Source organism: Autumnicola tepida, assembly GCF_031846485.1.
GTDB classification, from domain to species: Bacteria; Bacteroidota; Bacteroidia; order Flavobacteriales; family Flavobacteriaceae; genus Autumnicola; species Autumnicola tepida.
In genome coordinates this window covers 1-3,690 of sequence record NZ_JAVRHQ010000054.1, presented here as the reverse complement: position 1 = coordinate 3,690, position 3,690 = coordinate 1, and the positions used below count along the sequence as shown (strand labels likewise).

Here is a 3,690-nt window from a genome sequence, read left to right as displayed (position 1 = left end):
TCTCCGGTTATCGCAAGTTGCGGGAATAGAAACGCGGATTTGTCGGCTTAGTACTTTAAATGATTGATCTCTAAAATAAACATTTTCAGCAAACTGCCCGTTATTTGCAATTAACCGATGTTGTAGAGCGTATTTATGTTCCAAAATTGGTTTGGATATATTGTTCAACTTTACTTTTTCTTAGAAACTCTGAATAATCTTTTATACTTAAAATATCTTGGACAGTTTTTTCTGGATCTTGAATTTGTTCGTAGTAAGCTTTACAAATTGTATAACCCATCCAATATCCTGCATTTCTTGGTCTTTCTTCACTTTCTTGTTGCCATGATCTCCAAATACTTTTGTTTTTTTCTTCTTTGAAATCATTCCATATCTCCATTTCTCTGCCTTTAAATTTTGTATAGTCAGCATCAGTTTCTCCGCTTATTAATTCTGCTATAAACTCGGCTGAACCTTCTCGGATACTTTTCCAAAGTAGCGTGTTACCATCTTTCATTTTATCTTGATTAAAATGGACTATTTCGTGGCTTACAGTTATTGGAATATGTTTTCTTTCCAGACTAATTCTTAGAATATCTTCATTCCAATTTACGGTGTCTGAATCTGATGTTTTTGCAAGCATTTCTGTGCCGATTAATAATCCTTCATTAGAAATGGTTCCATTGGATTGAAATTTTCCAACTAGGAAATAAACATCTGGAAATTTAGCTTGTGGATATAGATTTTCAAATTCTTGAAAATTGTTGTCAATCTGACTTTGTAAATCATCTAAATTGGAAATATCTTTTTTTATGGATTGATAATAATCTTCGAAAGCAAGAACGAATTCTGTGAATTTTTCTTTTGATTGGATTTTTGTTTTGTAGAAATCATCTAATCCTGGAGAACCTTTTTTGAAATAATATTGATTAAATATACTTTCAGCGTTTGTTGAATCTTTCGTAGCTAAATCAAATGCTTGATAAAAGTTGTCAATATCTGAAGTTATAAAGTTTGAATCTTTTGGGTTTTCAGATGTTTCTAACCTGGAATTGAATATGGAACAGGATTGAACTAAAATTGATAATAGAAGTAATAGACTTAGTTTTTTCTTATTCTTTTTTTGCAAAATTATCGCTGGATTCAAGGTTGTAACGCAACAAAGCGTAGTTAGAAGTTAGGTATTCAAATATAATTTTTTTCGTTCAAGATCCATCATTTCCTGCGGTGTTTTAAAGCCCAGGATTTTGCGGGGTCTGTTATTGAGTTTGTCCTGTATAATTTTCAATTGTTTTTCATCGATGTTATTAAAGTTTGTTCCTTTTGGAAGATACCTTCTGATGAGTCCATTTGTGTTTTCGTTGGTTCCTCTTTCCCAGGAGGAATAGGGGTGAGCAAAGTAGATTTTCATTCCTGTTTTTTGAGTGATTTTTTTATGTCCGGCCATTTCAATTCCGTTATCGTAAGTCATCGTTCGCTTAAAAATTGGTTCCATTTGATTCAATGTTTTGGAGAATTTCTTGCTGATGTGATTAGCCTTTTTATTGTCTAATTTAACGATTAGGGTGTACCTGAATTTTCGTTCTACAATAGTCCCTATCACACTTTTATGATTGGCTCCCACCATGAGATCTCCTTCCCAATGGCCGCTTTCTTCTCGAAGGTTAATATGCGCTGGCCGCTGGTCAATACTGACCTGATCGATAATCCTGCTTCCTTTTGTCCTGCGTTTCTTTCTAGATCTTCTTCGCTGAGTTCCCCTGGCCAAGAGTTTAATGAGCTTTAAATTAAGCCTGGCTTGTGGCTTGTTATAGATGTGCTGATAAATCGCTTCGTGAGAAATAGTCATGACCGGATCATTAGGGTAATCTTCTTTGATCCTCCCGGAGATTTGTTCCGGAGACCAGTCTTTCAAAAGTCCTTTGTAAACATAAATGCAGAGCCTTTTATAAGTGCTCATTTTGTCCTTATTTCTCTTATTGAGATAATCGTCTTTTGCATTCCATTGAGCCAGATCAGCATTGTACTTTTCCGTAGGTTTTGTCACCCATTTATTGACTTCTCTGGTAATGGTAGATCGGGTTCTACTCAGCTTGTTGGCAATAAAAGATTTGGACTTATTTTCTTCTAAAAGAGACTGTATAATAACCCTTTCCTTATAGGATAGTCTCCGATGTTTTTTAAGTTCCATTCAACAAATCTAAAAGTTATGATTTGTTGCGTTAAGTTATTGAACTCAGGATCTTGTTTAAATATGCTCTACAACGGCCGCGGTTAATGCAAGTTGCGATTGAAGACTTGAATTTTTCAGCTAGGCCGTATAATAGTTAAGATCTAAAATATAACTTTTTACTGGTTCAGCGCAATTTGATTTAACCGTTGTTACCTACTGGAGCGCGGAAAAGGTACATTATTAAAAGTTCTCTTTATTAATCGTGAAATTTTTTATGCGCCAGGGCAAAATTTTGTAATAGCTCTTTTTTTATACATGAACTGAAAAACTGAACTTCCCGTTGAGTTAATTTCCAGGTTCGAAAACGAAATGTATATAAATCCTTTTTTTATTATATGAAAACTGTAAAAATAAGCCGCGCTCTTGTTGGTAACGGTCTCGCATAACGACAAGTGGCGCGGATTTTTGGATGCGGATTTGTCGGCTTACCGATTTTGCTTGTTATGGAAACTAATTTAGTTCTTTTCTAGAAAACCCGCCATTTGCGGTATGCGTTGTTGGCATTAGTTATTTTGAGTTTGAAACAATTTTAGATAAACTTTAAAAATCTTATCGGTTAAAGAATTTAAAAATATGTAATAATCTCCATCTTCTCTAAATTGTCCGAAATGAAGATTAAAATCTTTTACTAAAATGACAGTTTGAGCTTGAATCATAATTTTTAGGTAAATTAAATAACCATTCAAATTATGTTTAAGATTATCATCCACATTGCCATATAAATACATTCTTAGTAGTTCTGAGTTTTTATCGTAATAAATAGAGCCTCTTAATATAGATTCAAAATCTCCGTGGACAACTTTTGAATGCTTATTATAAAGCTTATCTCTTACTTCGTAAAAGAGACTATAAAATTCATCATTTTCTAAGGTAGACAGTGCTTTTTTTACAATTTCAAACGTTTTGGAAGGTTTTTGTTTATGCCATTTATCAAATTCTTCTTTTTTTGAAGATGTTTCTTCTTGAAAAAGGGAAAAATATTTATCATCAAATAAAATTGCTAGGCTTTTCTCAGATAACTCAATAAAATTTCTAAATATTCTATCAGAATTTTGAAAATATCCACTCTTAGATAATTTCAAGACAGAATTCAGGTTATTTATTTGATTGTTTAATATGAAAAGAAACATTACTAATTTTCTTTTCTTTAAACCTTTAATTTTTAAATCATATTCTTCAAGATAAATAGTCCTAGTTAGAATTATCCAAAGGCTTTCATATTGCAAAATGAGTAGTTCGAAAAATTCTTTTTCAAAATGGTAATTATTATTAAATAGCTGACTGTTCTTTCTACTTTGATTAGATCTATTTTTACGAGACTCACTTAAATTTTCTTTTAATTCTTCGAAGGCATTATCAATTTTGATATTGTGTAAAGAAAGTTCTAGACTCGTCTCTTGGATTAAACTTTCTATAATCTCATCATATAGTTTATTGGTTTCTTTTTTACTCAAAGTTTTGTCTAAATAATTAATGCC

General features: G+C 32.1%; 3 protein-coding genes. All 3 read right to left on the bottom strand.

All coding sequences use genetic code 11. From position 1 onward, the window contains the following. Positions 1-133: 133 nt before the first annotated feature. Positions 134-1,108, bottom strand: a complete 975-nt coding sequence (locus RM553_RS19155; protein WP_311536574.1) for a gliding motility protein GldB-related protein — start codon at positions 1,106-1,108, stop codon at positions 134-136. Positions 1,109-1,156: 48 nt separating this feature from the next. After that, entirely contained in the window at positions 1,157-2,170 is a 1,014-nt protein-coding gene (locus RM553_RS19150; RefSeq protein WP_311536573.1) for an IS30 family transposase, read from the bottom strand. 545 nt (positions 2,171-2,715) lie between these two features. Continuing rightward, positions 2,716-3,690, bottom strand: a 975-nt coding sequence (locus RM553_RS19145; protein WP_311536572.1) for a hypothetical protein, incomplete at its 5' end; no start/stop codon positions are given.